Source organism: Streptomyces sp. NPDC086077 (genome assembly GCF_040686175.1).
In the GTDB taxonomy this organism is placed as follows: domain Bacteria; phylum Actinomycetota; class Actinomycetes; order Streptomycetales; family Streptomycetaceae; genus Streptomyces.
The window spans coordinates 1-22,966 of sequence record NZ_JBFBJT010000085.1; the positions used below are offsets into that span (position 1 = coordinate 1).

Here is a 22,966-nt window from a genome sequence, read left to right on the forward strand (position 1 = left end):
TGAGCGCCGCCTCGTAGATGTCCCGCGGGATGGACTGCATCGCGGCGGAGAACAGCACCAGATAGAACCCGACCCCGTGCCAGACCACGACCAGGATCAGCGCCCACAGCACGAAATCGGGCTCGTTGAGCCACTCGACGGGACTGTTCGCGTCGACCAGGCCCAGCTTCACCAGAAAGCCGTTGAGCATACCGCCGCTGTCACTGCGGTACACGGCGCCGAACAGCACCGCGAGAATCGCCAGCGACAGCACCTGCGGGAAGAAGTACACCACCTTGTAGAACCTGGATCCGGCCACGCCCGAGACCCCGCCGGCCCGGCTGCGCCCGCCCGCGTTGAGCATGAAGGCGAAGAACAGCGCGAGCAGAATGGTGATCACCGGGATGAAGACCAGGAACAGGATGTTGTGCCAGATGGCACCCATGAAGATGTCGTCCTGGAACAGCGCCTTGTAGTTGTCGAGACCGACGAAGTCGAAGGTCTGCGACTGACCCTTCCAGTCGGTCAGGGAGTACCCGAACGTCTGGATGTACGGCCAGATCACGAACGTCAGATAAAGCACCACGGGAACCAGGAGAAACCCCGCGACGAACCGGTACTGCCCTTTACGCATGAAACCTGCCCCTGCTGTCCCGATCCAAAGGGGCGCGGTGGACGGCGCGACGAGCCGGAAACGGCCCGCCCTCGGCAGTCCTCCGCACCCCTACGGCACTCCCCGGAGAACTATTCCCGACGGTTGTTCTTGGACGCGGGATCCTTCGCCGCCTTGTCCACCGCGGCTTGCGCCCGCTTCAGCCACTCCTTGGGCTGAATCCGCCGCGCCATGAGCTCATTGGAAGCGTTCTGGATCGCGGTGTCCATCTCGCTGTACCACTCGGTGTACAGGAAACGGAAAGTGTTGTCCCCGGCCGCCTTGGACGCCTCGACCGTGGACTGCGTACCGGGCCGCAGCTGGACGCTGGGGTCGACACCGTCCTGAAGGATGGTCAGCGAGTTCGCCTCCTTGGCGAACAGCGTCGACCACTCACGGGACAGCATCATCCGCATGAATTCCTTGGCCGCCGGCAGATTGTTCGCCTTGGCCGGGATGATGAACGGCTCACCGGAGCCGGCGCGGATCGCCTCGAACGGCATGACGCTGTCCGGCAGCAACGGCATCGGCAGGAACTTCATGTCGAAGTCCGACGGCGTCTGCTTCAGCTGCTCGTTCTCCAGCCAGGAACCGCTGGTGATGAACGCGGCCTTGTACTGGTTCCACCGGGTCTGCGACTCGGTGTGGGTCAGCCCGTTGGTGCCGGGCATCAGATAGCCCTTCTCGACGACGTCGTAGACGGCCTCGACGGCGGCCTGCGCCGCGTCGGAGCCGACGAACGCCTTCGGGTCCAGGTTGTCGATCGCCTTCATGGCGTCCAGACCGCCCTTCTTGGCGATCAGGTCCATGATGGCGACGTTGATGTAGTACGGGTACTTGCCCTGGTGTGCGAGGCCGCCGATGCCCTGCGACTTGGCGTCCTTGCAGACGGCGAGGAAGTCGTCCCAGCTCTTCGGCTCCTCCCAGCCCTTCTCCTTGAAGAGCTTGCCGGAGTACCAAAGGCCCCACACCGTGTAGATGTAGTTGAGGGCGACGACCTTGCCGCCCTGCAGGCCCGGGTCCAGCGTGCCGGGAATGACGGTGTCGCGGACCTTCTTCGCGGGGTCGTCCACGCTCGGCGCGTCCAGCACCTCGGCGAGATCGAGCAGCTGGCCGTTCTTGTACAGCACATCGATTTTGATCTTCTGGGCGCCGGAGTTGTCCACGATGTCCGGCGGATTGCCCGCGTTGAAGCGGGGCTGGAGCTTGCCGGTGATCTCCTGGGTCCCGGTGTGCGTGGAGGTGACGCTCCATTTTTCCTGGAACGCGGCCTCCCAGGCCTTCGCGTAGTCGTCGCCATATCCGCCCTTGAAGATGACGACGTCGAGCTTGCTGCCCTCCTTCACGCCGAAGGGGTTGTCCTTCGACGTCTTGCCCTGGGTGTCGCCGGACGATTCGTCACCCCCGCCACCACTGGCGCATGCGGACAGGAAGCTCATCGCGGGTACGGAGACCAGGCCGAGCGCGGCGGACCGTTTGATCAGTGCGCGGCGGCCGACACCTTCGGCGCCGGAGTTCTCTGCGGATGGGGATCCCATGCTCAAGTCCTCGCCTTCTGAACAGGACTCAGGCGGTGAACCGGATCCTCCCCGGCACCGCGGTCGGGTCAAGCAGGGTCGTGCGGGATGTGCGCGTCATGTGAATCGCCGACAGGTATAGTCCACTTCCCGCCAGCGGAGCAAGATCGAATGCAAGGTTCACCATGGGTCTTTTCCGAGTTGAGACCTCGCGGAAATATGAGTCCCCGGCGGGTTCCTTGCCGGAAAAATTCACGACATGCTGCCTGGAACGACTCAGTCAACACCCTTGACAGCATCGACCACTTGGGCCACTACTGGTCCTTGCGCACGGTTTTTGACAACGTTGTCCACAGCGCGCAGGGAGTGGGTTGGCGGATGCGCCACAGAGTTCGGCACAGATGGAGTACGGCGGTCGGGACAGCGGCCGCCCTTGTCATGGCCGTCGGTTCACAGGGCGTGGCCGTCGCCCTGCCGGAGGCACCCGCCGCCGACCGGGAGTTCACGTCCTCGTTCGAGGCCGGGGAGCCGGCGCCGGACTGGCTGAACACGGTCGACACCGCGCCGGACGGCAGCAAGCGGGCCGCCGGCGTGGACGGCGGCTACAGCAGCGGCATTCCGGGCAATGTGACCGACCACGTCACCGACGTACGGGCGAACGGCGAGAACGCCGGTGCCGGCGAGGTGAAGGAGAGCCTGGTCGACACCGAGCCCACCACCAAATGGCTGACGTTCACGCCCACGGGCTGGGTCGAGTTCGACCTGGACGAGCCGGTGAAACTGGCCCGGTACGCCCTCACCTCGGCCAACGACCACGACGAACGCGACCCGGCGGACTGGACGCTCCAGGGCTCCACGGACGGCAAGGACTGGAAGACCCTGGACACCCGCTCCGGTGAGGCCTTCTCGGAGCGTTTCCAGACGAAGACGTACGACATAGCGGAAACCGCCGCCGCCGAGTTCCAGCACTACCGGCTGGACATCACCAAGAACAACGGTGGAACCATTCTGCAGTTGGCGGACGTGCAGTTCTCCACGGGCGGCAGTGACGGGCCGGTGCCGCAGGACATGCTGTCGCTGGTCGACCGCGGTCCGAGCGGCTCGCCCACCGCGAAGGCGGGCGCCGGGTTCACCGGCAAGCGGGCGCTGCGGTACGCCGGCCGGCACACCGCGCAGGGCCACGCCTACTCGTACAACAAGATCTTCGACGTCGATCTGGCCGTCGGCCGGGACACCGAGCTCTCGTACCGGATCTTCCCCTCGATGGCGGACGGCGACCTGGACTACGACGCCACCAACGTCTCCGTCGACCTCGCCTTCACCGACGGCACCCACCTCAGCGGCCTCGGGGCGAAGGACCAGCACGGCTTCGGGCTCACCCCGCGCGCGCAGGGCGAGGCCAAGGTGCTCTACGTCAACCAGTGGAACAACGTCGTGTCACGGATCGGTTCGGTGGCGGCGGGCAAGACCGTCGACCGGATCCTGGTGGCGTACGACTCCCCCGCCGGCCCGGCGAAGTTCCGCGGCTGGGTGGACGACGTCTCCCTGGCCGTGAAGGCGCCGGAGAAGCCCAAGGCGCACGTGTCGGACTACGCGCTCACCACGCGCGGCACGAACTCCAGCGGCGGCTTCTCGCGCGGCAACAACTTCCCCGCGACCGCCGTGCCGCATGGCTTCAACTTCTGGACGCCGGTGACCAACGCGGGTTCGCTCAGCTGGTTGTACGACTACGCACGTGCGAACAACGCGGACAACCTGCCGACGATCCAGGCGTTCAGCGCCAGCCATGAGCCGAGCCCCTGGATGGGCGACCGGCAGACCTTCCAGGTGATGCCGTCCGCCGCGACCGGCATCCCGGACAGCGCCCGTACGGCGCGTGCGCTGCCCTTCCGGCACGAGAACGAGGTCGCGCGGCCGCACTACTACGGAGTGCGCTTCGAGAACGGCCTGAAGGCCGAGATGACGCCGACCGACCACGCGGCGATGCTCCGGTTCACCTACCCGGGCGCCGACGCGAGCGTCCTGTTCGACAACGTGACCGACCAGGCCGGCCTGACCCTGGACAAGGAAACCGGCGTCGTGATCGGCTACTCGGACGTGAAGTCCGGCCTGTCGACCGGCGCGACCCGGCTCTTCGTCTACGGCACCTTCGACAAGCCGGTGAAGGAGGGCTCGTCGAGCGGGGTGAAGGGCTACCTGCGCTTCGACGCGGGCGCCGACCGCACGGTCACGCTGCGCCTGGCGACCTCGCTGATCAGCGTCGACCAGGCCAAGGACAACCTGCGCCAGGAGATGCCGGAGGGCACCTCCTTCGAGGCGGTCAAGGCGAAGGCGCAGCGGCTGTGGGACCGGCTGCTCGGCAAGGTCGAGGTGGAGGGCGCGACGCCGGACCAGCTGACCACGCTGTACTCCAGTCTCTACCGGCTGTACCTGTACCCCAACTCCGGCTTCGAGAAGGTCGGTTCCACGTACAAGTACGCCTCCCCGTTCTCGCCGATGACGGGCCCGGACACCCCGACCCACACCGGCGCGAAGATCGTGGACGGCAAGGTGTACGTCAACAACGGCTTCTGGGACACCTACCGCACGACCTGGCCGGCGTACTCGCTGCTGACGCCCCGCCAGGCGGGTGAGATGGTCGACGGCTTCGTGCAGCAGTACAAGGACGGCGGCTGGACCTCGCGCTGGTCGTCGCCGGGGTACGCGGACCTGATGACCGGCACCTCCTCGGACGTCGCGTTCGCGGACGCATACGTCAAGGGCGTCGACTTCGACGAGAAGGCGGCGTACGACGCGGCGGTGAAGAACGCCACGGTCGTGCCTCCGGCGTCGGGCGTGGGCCGCAAGGGCATGGCGACCTCCCCCTTCCTCGGCTACACCAGCACCGAGACGCACGAGGGCCTGTCGTGGGCGCTGGAGGGCTACCTCAACGACTACGGCATCGCGCGAATGGGCCGGACGCTGTACGAGAAGACCGGGGAGGAGCGCTACAAGGAGGAGTCGGAGTACTTCCTCAACCGCGCCCAGGACTATGTGAACCTCTTCGACTCCGAGGCGGGCTTCTTCCAGGGCCGAGACGCCCAGGGCGACTGGCGGGTGGAGTCCTCGAAGTACGATCCGCGGGTCTGGGGCCACGACTACACCGAGACCAACGGCTGGGGCTACGCGTTCACCGCCCCGCAGGACAGCCGGGGGCTCGCCAACCTGTACGGCGGCCGCGGCGGGCTCGGCGACAAGCTGGACGAGTACTTCTCGACGCCGGAGACGGCCTCGCCCGAGTTCGTCGGCTCGTACGGCGGTGTCATCCATGAGATGACGGAGGCCCGGGACGTCCGGATGGGCATGTACGGGCACTCGAACCAGGTCGCCCACCACGCGATCTACATGTACGACGCGGCAGGCCGGCCGTGGAAGGCGCAGGAGAAGGTGCGCGAGGTGCTGTCCCGCCTCTACACCGGCAGCGAGATCGGCCAGGGCTACCACGGTGACGAGGACAACGGCGAGCAGTCGGCCTGGTTCCTCTTCTCCGCGCTCGGCTTCTACCCGCTGGTGATGGGCAGCGGCGACTACGCGGTCGGCTCACCGCTGTTCACCAAGGCCACGGTCCATCTGGAGAACGGCCGGGACCTGGTGGTCAAGGCGCCGAAAAACAGCGCGAAGAACGTCTACGTGCAGGGTCTCAAGGTCAACGGCCGCAGCTGGACGTCTACTTCGCTTCCGCACTCGCTGCTGGCCAAGGGCGGGGTGCTGGAGTTCGACATGGGGCCGAAGCCGTCCAAGTGGGGCACCGGCAGGAACGCGGCACCCGTCTCCATCACCCAGGACGACGAGGTGCCGGCACCTCGCACGGACCTGACCACGGGCGAGGGCGCCCTCTTCGACAACACCTCGGCGACGAACGCGAGCGTGACGTCCGTGGAGCTGCCGGTGTCCGGGCGGGCGAAGGCCGTTCAGTACACGCTGACGTCCGCGGACCACGCGAAGGCCCCGACCGGGTGGACGCTCCAGGGCTCGGCGGACGGCAGGAAGTGGCGGACGCTGGACGTGCGCGCGGGCGAGTCCTTCCGGTGGGACCGGCAGACCCGGGCGTTCTCCGTGCCCCGGGCCGGTGACTACGTGAAGTACCGCCTGGTCCTCACCGGTGGGGAGGCGACGCTCTCGGAGGTCGAACTGCTCGGCCGGTAAAAACACCGGGATCCGGTGCGGCGCCTCCCGCGCGATTCTTCGTGGGAGGCGCCGCGTCGTTCTTGGCGGGAGGCGCCGCTTCCCCCTCGCGCCTGTCCCCAGGTGGCCGCCGTAGGATCACAGGGAGCGACCCTCCTCATGGGGAAGGTACGCCTGCCGGGGGGCACGACGGTCGAACAGCGGAGGCATCGGCACCATGGACCAGGGACAGCCCCCAGGCGACGACGCGCTGAAGGCGGCGGCGGAGACGTTCGAGCAACTGCGCCCCCGGCTGTTCGGCATCGCCTACCGCATCCTGGGCAGTGCCTCCGAGGCCGAGGACGTGGTGCAGGACGTGTGGATGCGCTGGCAGGACACCGACCGTAGTGTGGTGCTGGAGCCCGCCGCGTTCCTGGCGAAGATCACCACCCGGCTGGCGATCAACGTGGCCCAGTCGGCGCGGGTCCGCCGTGAGGCCTACGTGGGGCCGTGGCTGCCGGAGCCCGTGGACACCAGCGTGGATCCGCAGGTCGGCGCGGAGCGCGGTGAGGCGCTGGAGCTGGCCATGCTGCTGGTCCTGGAGAAGCTGAACCCCGTCGAGCGGGCCGCCTACGTGCTGCGGGAGGCGTTCGACTACGCCTACGACGAGATCGCGAACATGCTGCGCCTCAGCCAGGCCAACACGCGTCAGATCGTCAGCCGGGCCCGTAAGCGCCTGTCCGCCGAGCGCCGGGCCCCCGTCGACACGGCACAGCACCGGCGTCTGCTGGACGCCTTCGTCGCGGCCGCGCGCAACGGTGACGTCGCCGCGCTGGAGAGCGTGCTCTCGGCCGACGCGGTCGCCTACGCCGACGGCAACGGCATGCGCGGCGTGGCCCGGATGAAGGTCATGGGCGCCGAGCGGGTGGCCATGATCTGCGGCTCCGCCAAGAGGTTCTTCCCCCGGGCGGAGTACAGAGTGGTGGAGGCCAACGGCATGCCCAGCGCGCTGCTGGTCCAGGACGGCGTCACCGTCGCCCTCGTGAGCCTCACCGTGGGCCCTGACGGTATCGACGGGACCTACTGGGTCCTGACGCCCGAGAAGCTGCGGGCGTACGAGCAGTCGGCCCACCGGCTGACCGGCCACCCGTAGCGGTTCCCCGGACACCGGACACGACAAGGGCCGCACCCCCGTTGCCCGGGGATGCGGCCTTGTCGCCGAGCCTGGAGCCTTACTTGCGGATCAGGCCGCGCAGCACGTACTGCATGATGCCGCCGTTGCGGTAGTAGTCGGCCTCACCGGGGGTGTCGATGCGGACGACCGCGTCGAACTCGACGCCGGTGTCGGTGGTGACCTTGACCGTGCGCGGCGTGGTGCCGTCGTTGAGCTCGGTGACGCCGGAGAAGGAGAAGGTCTCCTCGCCGGTCAGGCCGAGGGAGGCCGCGGACTGGCCCTCCGGGAACTGCAGCGGCAGGACGCCCATGCCGATGAGGTTCGAGCGGTGGATGCGCTCGTACGACTCGGCGATGACGGCCTTGACGCCGAGCAGCGCGGTGCCCTTGGCCGCCCAGTCGCGGGACGAGCCGGAGCCGTACTCCTTGCCCGCGAGGACTACCAGGGGGATGCCCTGCTCGATGTAGTTGCGGGAGGCGTCGTAGATGAAGGCGACCGGCGCGCCGTCCTGCGTGAAGTCGCGGGTGTAGCCGCCCTCGGTGCCCGGCGCGATCTGGTTGCGCAGGCGGATGTTGGCGAACGTGCCGCGGATCATGACCTCGTGGTTGCCGCGGCGGGAGCCGTAGCTGTTGAAGTCGCGGCGCTCGACGCCGTGCTCCGTGAGGTACTGGCCGGCCGGGGTGTCGGCCTTGATGGCGCCGGCCGGGGAGATGTGGTCGGTGGTGACGGAGTCGCCCAGCTTGGCGAGCACACGGGCGCCGGCGATGTCCTCGACCGGGGCCGGCTCCATCTGCATGCCCTCGAAGTACGGGGGCTTGCGGACGTAGGTGGACTCGGCGTCCCACTCGAAGGTGTTGCCGGTCGGGATCGGCAGCGCCTGCCACTGGGCGTCGCCCGCGAAGACGTCGCTGTAGGACTTGGCGAACATGTCCTCGCCGATGGCGTGGGCGACGACGTCGTTGACCTCGGCCTCGGTCGGCCAGATGTCCTCGAGGTAGACCGGCTTGCCGTCCTGGTCGGTGCCCAGGGCGTCCTTGGTGATGTCCACCTTCATGGAGCCGGCGAGGGCGTAGGCGACGACCAGCGGCGGGGACGCCAGGTAGTTCATCTTGACGTCGGGGTTGATGCGGCCCTCGAAGTTCCGGTTGCCGGAGAGGACCGAGGTGACGGCGAGGTCGTGGTCGTTGACGGCCTGGGAGACCTCCTCCGGCAGCGGGCCGGAGTTGCCGATGCAGGTGGTGCAGCCGTAGCCGACGAGGTTGAAGCCCACCTTGTCGAGGTACGGGGTCAGGCCCGCCTTCTCGAAGTAGTCGGTGACGACCTTGGAGCCCGGGGCGAGGGTGGTCTTGACCCACGGCTTGCGGGTCAGGCCCTTCTCCACCGCCTTCTTGGCCACCAGGGCGGCGGCGACCATGACGTACGGGTTCGAGGTGTTGGTGCAGGAGGTGATGGCCGCGACCGTCACCGCACCGTGGTCGATCTCGTACGACGTGCCGTCGGGGGCGGTCACGGTGACCGGGTTGGACGGGGCGCCGTTCGGGGCGACCGCCGGGGCGTCGGAGGCCGGGAAGGACTCCTGGCCCGCCTCGTCCACGGCGTCGACGTAGTTGCGCACGTCCTGCTTGAACTGCTCGGCGGCGTTGGCGAGGACGATGCGGTCCTGCGGGCGCTTCGGGCCGGCGATGGAGGGGACGACCGTGGAGAGGTCGAGCTCCAGCTTCTCGGAGAAGTCCGGCTCGGCGGCCGGGTCCAGCCAGAGGCCCTGCTGCTTGGCGTACGCCTCGACGAGCGCGACCTGCTGGTCCGAGCGGCCGGTCAGGCGCAGGTAGTTCAGGGTCTCGTCGTCGATCGGGAAGATCGCGGCGGTGGAGCCGAACTCCGGCGACATGTTGCCGATGGTGGCGCGGTTGGCGAGGCTCGTGGCGGCCACGCCCTCGCCGTAGAACTCGACGAACTTGCCGACGACGCCGTGCTTGCGGAGCATCTCGGTGATGGTCAGCACGAGGTCGGTGGCGGTGGTGCCCGGCTTGAGCTCACCGGTGAGCTTGAAGCCGACGACGCGCGGGATGAGCATCGAGACCGGCTGGCCGAGCATCGCGGCCTCGGCCTCGATGCCGCCGACGCCCCAGCCGAGGACGCCGAGGCCGTTGACCATGGTGGTGTGCGAGTCGGTGCCGACCAGGGTGTCGGGGTAGGCCTTGCCGTCGCGGACCATGACGACGCGGGCCAGGTGCTCGATGTTCACCTGGTGGACGATGCCGGTGCCGGGCGGGACGACCTTGAACTCGTCGAAGGCGGTCTGGCCCCAGCGCAGGAACTGGTAGCGCTCCTTGTTGCGGCCGTACTCCAGGTCGACGTTCTGCTTGAAGGCGTCGTTGGTGCCGAACTTGTCGGCGATGACGGAGTGGTCGATGACCAGCTCGGCCGGGGCCAGCGGGTTGATCTTCGCCGGGTCGCCGCCGAGCTCCTTGACGGCCTCACGCATGGTGGCGAGGTCGACGACACAGGGCACGCCGGTGAAGTCCTGCATGATCACGCGGGCCGGCGTGAACTGGATCTCCTGGGACGGCTGGGCCTGCGAGTCCCAGCCGCCGAGGGCGCGGATGTGGTCGGCGGTGATGTTCGCGCCGTCCTCGGTGCGGAGCAGGTTCTCCAGCAGGACCTTAAGGCTGTAGGGGAGCCGGGCCGAGCCCTCCACCTTGTCCAGGCGGAAGATCTCGTACGACTCGTCGCCCACCTGCAACGTGCTGCGGGCGTCGAAGCTGTTCGCCGACACGACGGTCTCCTTCATTCATGTGCGCGTACCACCGCATCCTGCCGCCACGCCGTCTTGGCCGATCCGCTAAGGTAAGGCTAAGTTAGGTAACCCTTACTGCCCTGGTGATGGCGTGCAGCCGCGGTGCGCCTCGGCAGATATCTCGATGTCGAGATAACTCTAGTACATAGGGGCTGGATGGTCATGCCCGGACCCGGTGTGATCTCCTTCGCCCCGCCCTCCGCGGCGGCCCGCCCCGCGCGGTGCCCTCTTTTCGGTCATCAGTACGCGAAGCCGGGGTAACCGAAGGTGAGCCGGCGAGGCCGGCGAGCACCGAATGGAGGCGCAGATGCCACTCACGTTCCGCAAGAGTTTCCAGATCCTGCCCGGGGTGCGGCTGAACATCAACCGACGCTCCTGGTCCATCACGACGGGCGGCAGGAACGGGCCGCGGCACACCCGCAGCAGCACCGGACGCCGTACGACATCGGTGGATTTGCCCGGACCTTTCGGATGGCGCAGGACCCGTTCCGCGCGGCGGCGTTGACGAACCGTCACCCGGGCGGACCCCCCAGGAGGCGCCATCTCATATCTGAGATAGCCTCAACCCCATGGCAGACGACTACCTCGTACGCATCGGCAAGCTCATCCGTGATGCCCGGCAGCACCGGGGCTGGACGCAGTCGCAGCTTGCCGAGGCGCTCGGCACCAGCCAGAGCGCGGTCAATCGCATCGAGCGCGGCAACCAGAACATCAGCCTTGAGATGATCGCCCGAATCGGTGAAGCTCTCGACAGTGAGATCGTCTCTCTGGGCTACGCGGGCCCGATGCATCTGAGGGTGGTCGGCGGTCGCCGGCTCTCCGGGGCCATCGACGTGAAGACGAGCAAGAACGCGTGCGTGGCGCTGCTGTGCGCCTCGCTGCTCAACAAGGGGCGCACGGTGCTGCGTCGGGTCGCCCGCATCGAGGAGGTCTACCGCCTCCTGGAGGTGCTCGGGTCCATCGGTGTCCGCGCCCGCTGGATCAACGACGGCGTCGACCTGGAGATCGTCCCGCCGGCCGATCTGGACCTGGGCTCCATCGACGCCGAGGCGGCCCGCCGCACCCGCTCCATCATCATGTTCCTCGGCCCGCTGCTGCACCGCATGGACCGCTTCAAGCTGCCGTACGCCGGCGGCTGCGACCTCGGCACGCGGACCATCGAGCCACACATGATCGCGCTGCGCCGGTTCGGTCTGGACATCACGGCGACGGAGGGTCAATACCACGCCGTCGTCGACCAGTCCGTGCGGCCGGACCGCCCGATCGTCCTGACCGAGCGCGGCGACACGGTGACGGAGAACGCGCTGCTCGCCGCCGCCCGCCACGACGGTGTGACCGTCATCCGCAACGCCTCCTCCAACTACATGGTCCAGGACCTCTGCTTCTTCCTGGAGGCGCTCGGCGTCAAGGTCGAGGGCATCGGCACCACCACGCTCACGGTGCACGGCATGCCGACCATCGACGTCGACGTGGACTACTCCCCCTCCGAGGACCCGGTCGAGGCGATGAGTCTGGTCGCCGCCGCGGTGGTCACCGAGTCGGAGCTGACGGTGCGCCGGGTTCCGATCGAGTTCCTTGAGATCGAGCTCGCGGTCCTGGAGGAGATGGGCCTCGACCACGACCGCACGCCCGAGTACGTCGCCGACAACGGCCGGACGCGGCTGGTGGACCTGACCGTGCGACCCTCCAAGCTGGAGGCGCCGATCGACAAGATCCACCCCATGCCGTTCCCCGGCCTGAACATCGACAACGTCCCGTTCTTCGCGGCGATCGCGGCGGTCGCGCAGGGCAAGACGCTCATCCACGACTGGGTGTACGACAACCGGGCGATCTACCTCACGGACCTGAACCGCCTCGGCGGCCGGCTCCAGCTCCTCGACCCGCACCGGGTCCTGGTCGAGGGCCCGACCCGCTGGCGCGCGGCCGAGATGATGTGCCCGCCGGCGCTGCGACCGGCGGTGGTCGTGCTGCTGGCGATGATGGCGGCGGAGGGGACGTCGGTGCTGCGCAACGTCTATGTCATCAACCGGGGCTACGAGGACCTGGCGGAGCGGCTCAACTCGATCGGGGCGCAGATCGAGATCTTCCGGGACATCTGAAGGTTCTCAGAGAAATCACCACCGCGCCCCTCCTGACCTGCACGAATGTAAGATGGGAGGGGCGTGCAGGCGCCTCTGGGACTTTTCGCCGGGCGTGAAGGCTTTCGAGCGAGACACGCTCCACACGACGCGTCGTCGGAAAGATGTCGCATGACGAGGGAGTGAGTCGGTACTCGTCGGACTCTGCGCCCGCCGTACTCTCGAGATACGCCTCAGCGGGACCCCGTTCCAAGGTCCATGATCAAGTCGTCCAGCACCGTTTCCTCCTCGACCCGGACACCGCACTCGGCGAGAGCGACGGCCAGGGCCGGGTCCCAGGGAGTTGCAGTGGGCGGGCCCGTCAAATCCGGGGCTTCGGCCACTGCGTTCACTGCTGCTCGGTAATCCGCCGCCGTGTAGCGCCACGGCCGCCAAGGGACGCTTCGCGTCAGTGCTGCGGCGATGCGCACACCGCCCCAGTCGAAATCGCCGTGGTAGAGAAGGCGGACACCCCGCATGGACAGGTCGCGCAGCAACGTGAGCGCGGCGGCCGACGGTTGCCCCTGAAGGCACACCATAGGAGGGCACGCCGGGCCGAGAGTGTCGGCGGCGGCTGACAGCACGGCTGGGTTCTCGCAGATGTGAACGGCTGCCGTCGTGGGAACGGAGGCAACCAGTGCGCGACCGGTGAGGAAGCGGAGCGTCAGCACCGCAGGCTCCCCAGCGTCGGCCATCCAGTCGAGGGCTGGGGTACCGCGCAGGTTGAGGGTGAGGACGGTCGATGACAGGTCGTCCTTGAGCAGGCCTGCCGACGCCCATGCCTCCCGCCGCCACTGCGCCCCGGAGCCGTCGGGGAATCCGGTGAGGCAACGGATGCCGAAGAGGACGAGAGTGGCGAGCGGCGTTCCCTCGTCCAGGGCATGGGCGCCCGAGAGGTTCTGTGCCGCGAACGTCGCCCGCGACGTCGGGGGTGACGCGGGCAGTGCACGCAACGCGCGCACGGCGGCCTCCACCAAGGGGGCCGCGGCCTCGGGTGTGCGGGCGAGGCGTCGTACGAGACCGTCACCGCGGATCCGTTCGGCCCAGTGGGCCAGCTCCGCGTCGAGGGTGCCGAGCGGGGCGTACGCATCCTCCCAGGCCCGTTCCTCTCTGTTCCGGGTCTCGGCGTGGAGTACGACCGGGCCGGCGAGGGCGACGACGGCCGTCGCCAGTCCGCCGGGGCTGACACCGGAGCGACGCAGGATCTCGTCCACGGTGGCGAGGCGAATGCTGAGGGAGCCGCTGGATCGTGGTGCCCGTCCCAGCAGGCGATCGGCGGCGCGCCGTTGGGAGTCATCGGGGCCGGACAAGGTGACGGAGCCGGTGAGCGGCCGGCCGCGGGCCATGCGCTGCCGCACGCGGTCCACGAACCAGGCAAGGCCGGGATCGCCGAGCAGACGTCCGAGGCGCTCGGTATCGACGTCGGTCCGGGCCTCTGCCGGTGACGGTCCGGTCGGCACCGCGTCCGCGGTGGCGGCCGGCGGTGTCGTGCGTCCGGTCATCGCCCGGCCTCCGTCGCGGTCGGGCAGGGTTGCCGCATGGTCACGTCCACAGGGACCCCTGTCCGCCGGCGCTGTCGACGACGGCGGTCCGCCCTGGCTCGCCGAAAGGACTCACCGGCCCGTCCAGCCCCTCGCCGGAGTCACAGGCACGGGCAGCCGCCCCGAGCGCGTCCGGCCGGGCACCGGGCTCCGTGCCGCGCCGCCGTTCGCTGCCGTCCCATTCCCATCGCGTCACCAGTACGGCGTCGATGTCGTCGACACGGGAGAGCTGGGCGATGGCGATGCCCGGCACTTGGGGGTAGCAGGCCCATTCGCGTTCGCTGGTCATGACGACGTCGAGGTCGAAGGCGCGGAGCAGACCGAGGCACTTGGCGCGCGAGTCGTCGTCGACGCCGGCGAACGCCTCGTCCAAGGTGACCAGGCGCGGGGCGTGCGCGCCACCCGCACTCGCGTAGTGCGAGGATGCGGCGGCGAACAAGGGCACAGAGGCGGCCAGTACCCGCTCCCCACCCGAGGCAGGTCCGGTGGCCGGCACCCACTTGCCGTGCTGGTGGCGTTCGACGCCGAACTCGTGCCAGGACCGGTAGTCGAGGGCTGCGGTGAGGTCCTCCAGCCAACTGCCGGCGCTGTCGTCGGCCTGCCGGTGGGCGATCTGCTCCTGGAGGAACGCGCCGACCGCGACCCGGTCCTCGGGCGACCATGCGTCAGCGGACTGACGCAGCCGTTCCCGGGCCTGGGCCAGTCCCTGTGGGGCCCGGCGGGACGCTCTCCACACCAGCCGCAGCTTCATGCCCGTTGAGGTCGGACGCTCCTCCAGCTCCCTGTTCATGGCGGCCACCTGCCGTTCGGCCGCCCCGATCAGTTCCTGGAGCGTCCCGGCGACCTCGGTGATCAGATGGGTCTGGAGGATCTCGCGCTCGCGTGCGGACAGGATGCGGGTCAGTTCCGCGACCTCCACGGCCAGTGCCTCGGCGAGTTCGGGCACGGCCCGTTCCCGGCCCTGGTAGACGATGTCGACCCGCATGCCGTCCTCGCTCGGGCGGGCGGTAGCGGTGTGGCCGTGCCGCGACAGCGCGTCCTGGAGCCGGCCGAACTCCTCGCTCAGCCGCTTCTGCACGCGCTCCCAGGCCGCGTCGGTGTCATCGATCGAGGAGAGCCGGGACTCCACGGCCCGCGCTAGGACGACGGCGGGGGTCGCCGCCCACGTCGCTCCGCCGTCGTCCGGTACGTCGATGTCGGGCAGCGCGACGGCGAGCAGCCCCGTCGCGGCGAACCGCTGGAGCGCCGCAACGGCTTCCTCACGGGCGGCGGTCGCCTCGGTGACGTCCTCGGCGAGCCGCTCGATGCGTCCCTCGGCGCGGCTGGCCCGCCGGTCGGCGTCACCGTGCTCCGCCCGGGCCTGCCGCTGCTCGTGCTCGCAGACCCGGGTCGCCTCAGCCGTCTCCTCCAGTTGCCTCTGCAGCTCGGCGACGGCCGCTCCGACGGTGGAGCGAAGCGTCGTGAGGTGTTCGTCCGCCCCCGCGGCCACCCGAGCCGCCTCCGTGGCGCGCTCCGCGAGCTCGGACACGAGGAGTTCGGCCCGGCTGGTCTCCTCCCGCTCACCGGTCACCGCGCGCTCGGCCTCCGCGCGTTCGCGCAGTGCGGGCCACAGGGCGGCCAGGAGGGCGGTGTGGTCGGCGAGCGCCTGGCGCACGGTGCCAAGTGCCGTGTGGTCGGCGGGGAGGTTCAGGGCCGCCGCGACGTCGGCGAGTTCGGCTGCCGCACGATCGGCCCGCTCCGCCGCCGGAGCCAGCTCCGCGGCCCGTTCGTCCCGCCGGGCGCGGGCGCGACGGACCGCTTCGGCTGCGGCGGTGACGCGTGCGTGAGCGTGCCGCAGGTCGTCGTCGCCGGGCACTTCGGCGAGTTCGGCGTCCAGCACGGCACGGCGCCCGGCCACGGCGCGTGACTCCTCGGCCAGTCGTTCCCGCTCCGCCGTCACGTCGTCGATCTCGGCGCGCAGTTCCCCGATGCGCACGCGGCGTGCCTGCTCCCGTGCCCCTTCCCCCACGTACTGGGCGCTGTCCTTGGCCCAGCTTCCGGTGAGCGCCCCGACGCGGAAGCGCCCGTCCGCGCAGACCCAGGTGTCGTGGCCACCGGCCTCCCAGGAGACCTCGCCGGACCCGTCACCGTCGCCCGCGGCCAGCCCGATCGAGGCGAGCAGGCGCGCGACCGTCTCCTCCCCCACGGCGGCGGCCCCCGCGTCCACGGGGTCGACCTCCGGGCACAGCGCGCGGTCGAGGCCGGCCCCGCCGAGCAGCCCGACCGGGTCCAGCATGACGTCATGGCCGTCCGCCGCGACCGCAGAGCCGTCCGGCCGCACCCAGGCGTCGAGGAGCCCCGACGCCTCCAGCGCGGCTTCCAATCCCGCGCGGTCGGTCTCGGTGACGTGCGGTCGGAAGTCGACGAGCCGCCACAGCGGAGCGCCGGGGCCCCGGTCCCGCACGCCAGGTGTGCGCGTCGAGGGAGCCGCGGGGCCGCGCTCCCCACCCGTTTCGAGGGCGGTCATTTCCTCCATCGCCTGCCGCAGCCGCTCCGCCGTCGCCGCCTCGTGGTGGGCCAATCCGGCCGCCCTATCGGCCAGGCGGGAGGCGGCAGCGCGATGCGCCTCGCTCGCCGCCGTATGGGCCGGCAGCGGGCCGTCCAGAGAGCTCGCCCAGTCCTGTACGGCGTCCAGGACCGCAGGCAGCCCGGACACCCGCAGCTCGACGCACCCGGAAAGACGCTCCCGCACGGCCTCGACCAGGGCCCGCCCCGCCAGGGCGACGTCCTCCTCCGCCTCGGCCATCCGCTCCTCGCCGTGCACGACCTCCTCGTCGGCCTCATCGACGCGCAGCCGAGCGGCACGGTGCCGCTCCTCGGCCTGCTCGGCCCGCGTGACGAGCTCCGCCACGTGCTCGACGGCGCGCCGCCTGCTCGCGGTCACCTCGTCCGCCTCCCGGCGCAGAACCGCGTCTGCGGCTCCCTCCGTCCTGGGGAGCTCGAGCCGGGCGGCTACTGCGCTCTCGGCCACCCGGTCCTGGATCCCGTCCAACGCCTCCCGGGCTGCTGTGAGCCGGTTGTCCGCAGTGGCGAGCCGGCCCAGGGCTCGGGTGTGTGCCTCGGCCGCCGTACGCCGGTCCGCCTCGGCCCGCTTCAAGTCTGCCGCCGTGCGGGAGGCGTCGTCCGCCGCCCGGTCGAGCGCGCGGGCGTCGCGCATCTCGGGTTGGGACCGCAGCGTGGCGTCCTGGGCGGCCAGCCGTGCGGCCCGCTCGTCGAGGGCGGTGCCCCTCGCCGCGGCCTCCTCGCGTTCCGCCGAGGCCCGGTCTCGGTCCGCCTGTGCCCTGGCGAGTTCCCGTTGCAGGTTCTCGTACCGGGCGTGTTCGCGGCGGGGCAGGCGGGCGCGGCGCCGGGAGGCGAGGCGGGCGTAGCGGCGGTAGTGGTCGAGGAACGCCGTGGACGCCTGTTCGGCCTCGCGGACCGCCCGCAGTTCCTCCTTCTCCTCGTCCAACGACCGGAACGCCTCCGCCGCGTCGGCGACGACCGCCTGGTCCATCGGCGGCAGAGCCTCGGTCAGTGCCCGGGACAGGGCCGCCTCGCTGGGGCGCTTCGACAGCTGGGGCTGGCGCAGCTGGATCAGGAGGTCCACGAGGGCGCCGTAGCGCCGCTCCCCCAGCCCGAACAGGGCTTCGTCGACGGCCCTGCGGTAGGCCTTCGCCGTGTCGTACACCATGCCGTGGCCGCCGACGGCCTCGGCGAGCCGGTCCCGGGACAGTGCCGTCCCGGTCGCGTCCAGCAGGTCGAGGCCGGCGCCGACCCGCTGGCCGGTGACCGCGAACCAGTGGCGGGCGATGCCACGTCCGGCGACCGCCTTGAGTCCGCACAGCAGCGTGCGGAAGTGCGCCTCTCCCGAACTGTCGTCGAGTCGTCCGAACTCGATCCAGGTGTAGCCGAGCCGTTCGGGATGGGGGTGCGCACCACCCAGGAGCAGGTTCCACTCCATGCGCTTGCCCGGGTCGCCGTCGGGTTCGACGCGGCGTGCGGAGAGGTCGCCGTCCAGGAGGAACGGCAGGGTGAGGGCGAGCACCTTCGACTTGCCGGTGCCGTTGTTGCCGCGCAGCAGCAGCCGGCCGTCGCGGAACCAGAACTCCTCGACGTCGTAGTGGAAGAGATCGACGAGTCCGATGCGCAAGGGCCGCCACCGGCCGGGCGCGGGAGCCGGGAGCGCGGTGCCGGGCGACTGGGGGCCGGGGAGCGCGGTCACGGGGCGGTTCACCTTTCGTCCTGCACGGGCTGCACGGGATGCTCGGTCGTGGCGGATCGGCGGGCCCGTCCGGGTTCCCTGACCACGGGTTCGCCGACCGCGTACCGCGCGAGGGCCGGCCGCGCTACGACGCCCCCTTCGGTGCGCTCGGCGAGTCCCAGCGCCACCAGCCTGGCCAGCGCCCGCTCGACGAGTCCGGGCTCCGCTCCCGGTTCCCTCGCCGACTTGGACCAGAACCCGCCGTGCTCCACGGCCAGTTCCCGTACGCGTGCCGCCAGTTCCGCCGGTTCGACGGGCCCGTCCGCCCGGGCCAGGTGCCCCGCCAGCAGCAGGGTGATGTGACCGTGGGTGCCCTGTTCCGGCATGCGCGCGTCCGTGAGGTCGTCCATCGGGTCGACCATGGCGATGCCCTCGGCCCGGGCCTCCGGGACGAGTCCCGTCAGCTCGTTGATGCGGGCGGTGATGAAGCCGCGCTGCCGGGTGAGGTAGGCCAGTTCGTCGTCGGTCAGGTCGTCGTAGTACAGCACCGGGTCGTCCAGCAGGATGCGGGTCAGTTTCCAGCGGACCGCCCGGAACCTGAGCTCGTCGCTGTCGAGCACGGTCCACGCGGTCATCTCCACCAGGCGCTCCTCGAAGCCCTCGGCCTCGACCATGGAGGGACCTCGCAGGGACGCGGGCATCCCGGCCAGCACGCGCCGCCGCACGTCGTACAGCACGTCGCCCGATCCGCTGACGTAGGCGTCCTCGTCGCCGGCGACCCGCCGCAGCACGCCGAGCCGCAGCAGCAGGCGGACGACGGCCGCGAGGTCGAGGCGCTCGTCGCGCCGCTCCAGAGTGAACGTGATGCCGGCAGCGACGAGTTCAGGATCGGCGGCGGCCAGGACGACCTGCTCGGCGAGGCGTCCGAGCGCCACCTGAGACTCGCCCCGTTCCAGCGCGGCCAGGGCCAGGCAGAGCAGGACGTAGCGGCGGCGGGTGAAGGGCAGGGCGCTGCGGGCGGCCTCGCGCGCCGGGTGTGTGGCGTCGGTGACGGTGCCCGGCGTCTTGCGCAGCCGTGCGGCGTCGGCGTCCGTGCGCAGCGTCCAGCCGACGTTGCGTTCGAACCACTCCCGCAGCTCGGCGGTGTGCCGGCGCACCAGCTTGAACTCGTCTGCGTACGGTCCGTCGGCCGTGAGCAGCGGCTTCTTCAGCAGGGCGCGTGCTGCCTTCTGGAGGTCGGCCTGTCGCTGGCCGTCGAGGACCTCGGCCAGGGGGCCGCTCATCGGTCCTCCGTGAGTTGGGCAGCGGTGTCCCGTCGAGGGGCGGGGAGGGGAACGGGTGCCGATGGCGGTGCGGCGGCGCGGTCGCCCTGCCCCACCGTGAGATCGACGATGTCGATCAGGTGATCGGGGCCGCTGAACACACCGTCGGGAGTGCGCACTTCGGCTGTCGATCCGTCGCTGAGGGCGGTCAGCCGGATCTCCATCGAACCGTCCCCGCTGGTGGCGACTGTGGTGATGGTGCCCGGCCGCCAGGTGGCGAGCGCGTCGCCGAGCAGCCGCAGGAACAACTGGAAGGCATGCGGGTCGAGTCCGCCGAGCCGGGACAGCCGCACCGGTCCGTCCGTCACGAGACGGTCCCGCGCCCGCCTGGTCTCCTCCGTCTGCCGGGCTGCGATCTTGGCGAGCCGGCGCTTCGCCTCTCTCCGGTCGGCCACCCGGCGCGGCTTGCCGCGCCTCTCATAACTGCCGGTGCGGCGCAACTGTGGGCTGATACTCAGAGGTCGCGCCTCGCTCCACGGGGTGGAGGCCGGTTCAGGGGCGGCCGTCCGTTCGGCGAGGGTTTCGGCGTCGATGGTGAGGTGCCGGGAGGAGTGCAACCCGAACGCCACGCGCCACAGCCGGTGCCGTGCCGCGTCGTCCGGGGCCTGGGCGAACCAGCGCGCGAGGGTGCGGAAGTCGGCTGAGCGGTCCGAGCGTCCGGCCCGCCGCTCGTTGAGCTGCCGTACGACGGCCAGGAGCTGCGGGATCGAGTGGAGCGCCCGCCCGCGCAGGAGCCTGGCCTGCGACTCCCGCCCCTCCCCGGACACGAACCACTCGGCGAGTCCGGACCACCGGGCCGCCCACCGCTCGTACGCCACCGCCTCCGCCCGCTCGGCGTCCTCGGGAGCGGCGTCGGCGGCCTCGCGGGCGGCGGCGAGCCGCAGCAGCGGACCGACCCGCTCCTGCTCCTCCAGCTCCCCGATGAGCAGGGCAATCCGCCCGCCGAGGGTGATGAGGTCCTGGATGAACCGCTCCAGGTACTGGATAAGCCGGTCCTTGTAGGCGAGGAACGCCTCGACCTCGATGTCGTGCAGGTCGATGGTGCGCTGGAGCGAGCCCATGAAGGCGCGGGCGTTGTCGGCGAGGTCGGTGAACCGCGCCGTCAGCACGGACAGGGCGACGTATGTCTTGGCAAGGTCGGGCTCTTTCTCCGCAGCGATCACCAGGAGCGCCCGCAGTTGCGTGACGATGTCGTGCAGCGCGACCGCCTGGAGTTCGCCCCGCCGCCCCAGCACCTCGTCGTACGTCCCCAGCGCCGCCTCGGCCGCCTCACCGGCCCGGGTGAGCTGGTAGATGAACCGCCTGCGGTAGAAGTCCTCGACCGCCGTCACCCGCGCGTGGTCCGGGTCGGCCCGCAGATTGCCCCACTCCACGAGCTTGTCCAGCGCCTGCGTCACTGCGTCCGGGTCGGCGGGCCGGCTTCCCGCGTCCAGGGCGGCGTACACGTCCTCCGGCCGCAGATGCACCGCGAACCGCTCCTTGGCGGCGAGGAACGCGCGCATGACCTGGCGGTAGAGGGGAGCGTTGGGGGCAGTGAGGTGGGCGAACGGAGAGTAGTCGCTGGAGGTCATCTCGCCACATTCTTCCACCGCGGTCCCGAGCTCACATGGGAGTTGCGAACACGCACTCCGCCCAGACCGTCTTGCCCGGACCTCCCGGCCGGAGGTGCCAGCCCCAGCGGGTGGCGAGACCCGCGACCAGCAGCAGCCCTCGGAGTCCCTTGAGTTCGTCGAGAGGTTGCTGGGAGAGCTATGAACACCGCTGAGTCCTCGGCCGTCGCTTCCGGCCTCGCCTGGTTCAAGAGCAGCTACAGCGGAGCGGAGGGCGGCGACTGCATCGAGGTCGCGGCCGACATGAGAACCGTGCACATCCGGGACTCCAAGGTCATGGCCGGACCCGTCATCCGTGTGTCACGCGAGGCGTGGGCAGGGTTCGTCGGAGAGGCCTGACGGACGTACGTCAAGCGTGAGCCCAGCCGCCCGATCGAGGACGACGACAGGGCTCACGCACGTCACCCCTACTTGGGCAGGTAAGGACTTGGCATGCCGTACCAGCTGATCCGCAGGGTGTCGCGGGCGCGAGTGGCCGCGACGAACAGCAGTGACCGCGCTTTTGGTTCCTCGCGGGCGAGGCGCCGGGGGTCCGTGTCGCGGTAGCGCTGGACGACGGACGACCGGGGGATGACGCCGTCGCGGGCACCGACGATGGCGAGCCTCTGGTATTCGAGGCCCTCGAAGCGGTGCATGGTGCCGGCGTGGATGTCGCCGTCTCCCTTCACACCCTCCTTGGTGAGTTCGGCGACGGTCAACTCCGCCTCGGTCGCCAAGTAGTACATGACCTGATTGACGGCTTCGCGGTCGGCGACGCACACCGCGATGTTCCCGCGGGGGTCGCGGACCTTCCCGTCGGCTCCGCCGGTGGCGAGTCGTAGAGCACAGAGACCGTCTACGCGACCAGCGTCCTGCAGGTCAACCAGGCCTGGACCACCAACCGCGTACGCATGGTCATGCAGACCGACGGGAACCTCGTCGTCTACGACGAGGACGACAAGCCCCTCTGGGCGTCCATGACCTTCGGCAGCAACCACTGGGCGATCTTCCAGCAGGACGGCAACCTCGTCGTCCACAACGGCGACGACCGCCCCATCTGGGCCTCCCAGAGCCACGGCAACGTCGGCGCACAGCTGGTCCTGCAGGCCGACGGCAAGGTGGTCATCGTGCACAACGGCAGGGTCGTCTGGTCGACCTGACCGTAGGCGTGAACGACTTCGCCGAGACCCCCGACGCCGGGCGGGGCCGTGGCCGCGCCCGGCGGTCCCGTCAGGCGTCCAGGTCGTCGGCGAAGTGCCGGTAGCCGTGCCGGTCCGTGTGCATGCCCCACAGCGTGTCCGCGAGCACCGCCGGGTCCTTGCGGTGATGGCCGGCGATGATCGCGCCGGGGATGACCAGCTGCCCGACGTGGATGCCCTCGGCGGCGAGCGTGTCGTGCAGCAGATGGCCGTAGGCGCTCTCGGCGGCGAAGGCGATCGACGTGCCCGCCCGGTCGGGGTGCGGGACCACCGCGGTGCCGCCGTTGACGAACAGGACGGTGCCGCGCCCCAGTGCCCGCATGCCGGGCAGGACCTGGCGGACCGCCGTGACGGGGCCGTGCACGGAGAACTCCAGCGGACCGAGCAGGTCCGCGGAGGTGGTCTCCAGGACCGGCCGCATGAAGTCCGGGTGCGGGACCGGGCTGTACTGGAGGATCTCGACCGTGCCGAGCATCGCGTCCGCGGCGTCCAGTGCCGCCCGCAGGGCCTCGGTGTCGCGTACGTCGGCGACGAAGCCGCGCGCGACGATCCCCTTGTCGGACAGGTCGGCGGCGAGCGCGTCGAGCCGGCCCTGGTCGCGGGCGACGAGGGCGACGGAGTGACCCCCGCGGCCGAACCTGCGGGCGACGGCCGCCCCGAGTCCGGGGCCTGCTCCGATGATGGCGATGGTCGTCATGGTGTGTTTCCCCAGGGTGA

Annotated in this window: 13 protein-coding genes and 3 pseudogenes; 6 read left to right on the forward strand and 10 right to left on the reverse strand. The window is 70.2% G+C overall.

Annotated elements, in window-relative coordinates:
• Both AB0O67_RS23370 and ngcE read right to left on the reverse strand, forming a co-directional pair.
• Positions 1 to 613, reverse strand: a 613-nt coding sequence (locus tag AB0O67_RS23370) for a sugar ABC transporter permease (RefSeq protein WP_365453132.1), incomplete at its 3' end; no start/stop codon positions are given.
• Between the two features lie 110 nt (positions 614 to 723).
• Positions 724 to 2,169: an N-acetylglucosamine/diacetylchitobiose ABC transporter substrate-binding protein gene (gene ngcE, locus AB0O67_RS23375; protein WP_365453135.1), complete on the reverse strand. Its 1,446-nt coding sequence runs from the start codon at positions 2,167 to 2,169 to the stop codon at positions 724 to 726.
• 417 nt (positions 2,170 to 2,586) lie between these two features.
• Here ngcE and AB0O67_RS23380 point away from each other — a divergent pair, with 417 nt between their 5' ends.
• Together AB0O67_RS23380 and sigJ are read left to right on the forward strand one after the other, a co-directional pair.
• On the forward strand, positions 2,587 to 6,333 hold the full coding sequence (locus tag AB0O67_RS23380) for a GH92 family glycosyl hydrolase (RefSeq protein ID WP_365453138.1): 3,747 nt from the start codon (positions 2,587 to 2,589) through the stop codon (positions 6,331 to 6,333).
• Between the two features lie 196 nt (positions 6,334 to 6,529).
• Complete coding sequence (gene sigJ / locus AB0O67_RS23385) at positions 6,530 to 7,444, forward strand: RNA polymerase sigma factor SigJ (RefSeq protein ID WP_365453141.1); 915 nt, start codon at positions 6,530 to 6,532, stop codon at positions 7,442 to 7,444.
• A 79-nt stretch (positions 7,445 to 7,523) separates the two neighbouring features.
• On the opposite strand, the gene acnA is transcribed toward sigJ, so the two are convergent.
• Complete coding sequence (gene acnA / locus AB0O67_RS23390; protein WP_365453189.1) at positions 7,524 to 10,241, reverse strand: aconitate hydratase AcnA; 2,718 nt, start codon at positions 10,239 to 10,241, stop codon at positions 7,524 to 7,526.
• A 328-nt stretch (positions 10,242 to 10,569) separates the two neighbouring features.
• Here acnA and AB0O67_RS23395 point away from each other — a divergent pair, with 328 nt between their 5' ends.
• Positions 10,570 to 10,767, forward strand: a complete 198-nt coding sequence (locus AB0O67_RS23395; protein WP_365453144.1) for a DUF4236 domain-containing protein — start codon at positions 10,570 to 10,572, stop codon at positions 10,765 to 10,767.
• A 64-nt stretch (positions 10,768 to 10,831) separates the two neighbouring features.
• Positions 10,832 to 12,361: a UDP-N-acetylglucosamine 1-carboxyvinyltransferase gene (locus AB0O67_RS23400; RefSeq protein ID WP_365453147.1), complete on the forward strand. Its 1,530-nt coding sequence runs from the start codon at positions 10,832 to 10,834 to the stop codon at positions 12,359 to 12,361.
• A gap of 212 nt (positions 12,362 to 12,573) precedes the next feature.
• On the opposite strand, the gene AB0O67_RS23405 is transcribed toward AB0O67_RS23400, so the two are convergent.
• From AB0O67_RS23405 to AB0O67_RS23425, 5 genes and pseudogenes are all read right to left on the reverse strand, one after another.
• The gene (locus tag AB0O67_RS23405; protein ID WP_365453150.1) at positions 12,574 to 13,881 is read right to left on the reverse strand and encodes a TIGR02679 family protein; all 1,308 of its coding nucleotides are present in this window, start codon (positions 13,879 to 13,881) and stop codon (positions 12,574 to 12,576) included.
• A gap of 40 nt (positions 13,882 to 13,921) precedes the next feature.
• The gene (locus AB0O67_RS23410; RefSeq protein WP_365453153.1) at positions 13,922 to 18,160 is read right to left on the reverse strand and encodes a TIGR02680 family protein; all 4,239 of its coding nucleotides are present in this window, start codon (positions 18,158 to 18,160) and stop codon (positions 13,922 to 13,924) included.
• Between the two features lie 8 nt (positions 18,161 to 18,168).
• Positions 18,169 to 19,422, reverse strand: a complete 1,254-nt coding sequence (locus tag AB0O67_RS23415) for a TIGR02678 family protein (protein WP_365453156.1) — start codon at positions 19,420 to 19,422, stop codon at positions 18,169 to 18,171.
• Entirely contained in the window at positions 19,419 to 21,032 is a 1,614-nt protein-coding gene (locus tag AB0O67_RS23420) for a TIGR02677 family protein (RefSeq protein ID WP_365453159.1), read from the reverse strand. The genes AB0O67_RS23415 and AB0O67_RS23420 overlap by 4 nt, the downstream gene beginning before the upstream one ends.
• 31 nt (positions 21,033 to 21,063) lie before the next feature.
• Positions 21,064 to 21,180, reverse strand: a pseudogene (locus tag AB0O67_RS23425) (ATP-binding protein); the annotation flags it as partial.
• 32 nt (positions 21,181 to 21,212) lie between these two features.
• Here AB0O67_RS23425 and AB0O67_RS23430 point away from each other — a divergent pair.
• Positions 21,213 to 21,410 (forward strand): DUF397 domain-containing protein, encoded by a 198-nt coding sequence (locus AB0O67_RS23430; protein WP_361209664.1) that lies wholly within the window; start codon positions 21,213 to 21,215, stop codon positions 21,408 to 21,410.
• 68 nt (positions 21,411 to 21,478) lie between these two features.
• Here the strand turns inward: AB0O67_RS23430 and AB0O67_RS23435 are convergent.
• A pseudogene (locus AB0O67_RS23435) lies at positions 21,479 to 21,856 on the reverse strand (3'-5' exonuclease); the annotation flags it as partial.
• 39 nt (positions 21,857 to 21,895) lie between these two features.
• Here AB0O67_RS23435 and AB0O67_RS23440 point away from each other — a divergent pair.
• Positions 21,896 to 22,210 (forward strand): annotated as a pseudogene (locus AB0O67_RS23440) (mannose-binding protein); the annotation flags it as partial.
• Between the two features lie 70 nt (positions 22,211 to 22,280).
• Here the strand turns inward: AB0O67_RS23440 and AB0O67_RS23445 are convergent.
• Positions 22,281 to 22,946, reverse strand: coding sequence for an SDR family NAD(P)-dependent oxidoreductase (locus tag AB0O67_RS23445; protein ID WP_365453162.1), 666 nt, complete (start codon positions 22,944 to 22,946; stop codon positions 22,281 to 22,283).
• Positions 22,947 to 22,966: the final 20 nt, after the last annotated feature.